General features: G+C 46.3%; 2 protein-coding genes. Both read right to left on the reverse strand.

The annotated features are described in order from the left end of the window. Positions 1–968: succinyl-diaminopimelate desuccinylase (gene dapE / locus R8269_RS23810; RefSeq protein ID WP_318222727.1), on the reverse strand; the 968-nt coding region annotated here is incomplete at its 3' end. Between the two features lie 19 nt (positions 969–987). After that, complete coding sequence (locus R8269_RS23815) at positions 988–1,338, reverse strand: ArsC family reductase (RefSeq protein WP_005484501.1); 351 nt, start codon at positions 1,336–1,338, stop codon at positions 988–990. Positions 1,339–1,681 lie beyond the last annotated feature (343 nt).

Here is a 1,681-nt window from a genome sequence, read left to right on the forward strand (position 1 = left end):
GTTGTGAGCAGCGCAGGTTTAGTGTTGTTCACTTCCGCTACGGCAGCGACCACGGCATCAAGTAGGGCACCCGTGTCCGTTAAGAACGGGTCGCCGTTGAATGTCCAATGTAGATCGTAGTTGAGATCATGCTTATCCAGTGTTTCTGTTACGCGCTGGACGATAGTGTCATTGTTCAGTTCGGTGCTAAAACGTAGGTTGAATTGAACGTTGAATTCGCCAGGAATCACGTTAGATGCCCCTGTACCCGCAGATACATTGGGAATCTGGAAGCTTGTTGGCGGGAAGTAATCATTGCCTTTATCCCACTCTGTTGTTGCCAGTTCGTGGATGGCAAGTAGCGATGCGTGAACAGGGTTATTAGCGAGGTGAGGGTAGGCAACATGGCCTTGTGTGCCTTTTACGGTTAGGTCACCGGTAATCGAACCTCGGCGGCCATTTTTTACAACATCACCCACAATTTCTGTACTAGAAGGCTCGCCAACGATGCACATGTCGATGTTCTCACCACGCTCCATCAGCGCTTCTACGACGCGAACGGTACCGTTAATGAAAGGGCCTTCTTCATCAGAAGTGATCAAAAAGCCAATAGAGCCTTTGTGATCTGGGTGCTCGGCAATAAAGCGTTCAACGGCCACTACCATCGCCGCCAAAGAGCCTTTCATATCGGCTGCACCACGACCATGAAGGTAGCCATCGATGATGGTTGGCTCGAACGGTGGTGTATCCCATTGTTCTAGCTTGCCTGCGGGTACAACGTCTGTGTGACCTGCAAAAGCAAACAATGGCGCTTCGTTACCGCGACGCGCCCAAAAGTTGGTGGTGTCTTCAAACACCATAACTTCAATTTCAAAACCGAGCGCTTTTAAACGCTCGATCATTAGGTCCTGACAACCTGCATCTTCAGGTGTTACGGACTGGCGGCTGATCAGGTCTTTTGCAAGTGCCAGTACTGGACTGTCTGTCATCCTTGAGTCTTCCTTACATTTATGAATTAAAAATCGTAGCGTATTGGTCTGCTTTGAAACCGATATGGAGTTGGCCGTCTACGTTCAGAATTGGGCGCTTAATCATCGCTGGGTTGTCAACCAACAGCGCAATAGCATTTTCTTCGTTAAGCGTGTCTTTTTGTTCTTGAGTCAGTTGGCGGAACGTGGTGCCACGTTTGTTGAGAACTTGTTCCCAGCCTAGCGCCTGACAAAATTCAGTCACCATTTGAGCATCAATACCTTGTTTGCGGTAGTCGTGAAAATCAAACGCAATGTTTTCAGCTTCCAACCATTTCTTTGCTTTTTTGATGGTGTCGCAGTTTGGAATGCCGAACATGGTAATTGTCATAATGTTTCCCTTTTTTATTCTGTTTTTACTCTCTAGAGCGCAACGCGCTTTGGGGAGGTATTTCTTGGCTGATTCAGCATCCTATCAAGAAGCAATCAAACTGACAAAACGCTGTGGAGAATAATTTTCATATAGAAGTGGATAACTGGTCTCACATGCCAAAACAGAACTTAATTTGGCATAAAGCGGATAAAAAAACGCCTAAATCAAGTGGAAAAGTCGAGTTATTGATCAAACGCAACATCTTACTTGGCAAAAACGAAATAATGATTCAGCACAATTTTAGGAGGTGTCAATGGAATTGAGTCCTGTTTTTGCAAGGCGGCTATATTTGGCCTTGTTG

Source organism: Vibrio sp. Vb0667 (genome assembly GCF_033391095.1).

Bases quoted from the DNA above. Each gene is read 5' to 3' on its own strand.
- R8269_RS23815 (WP_005484501.1), bottom strand. From the start codon at position 1,338: ATGACAATTACCATGTTCGGCATTCCAAACTGCGACACCATCAAAAAA.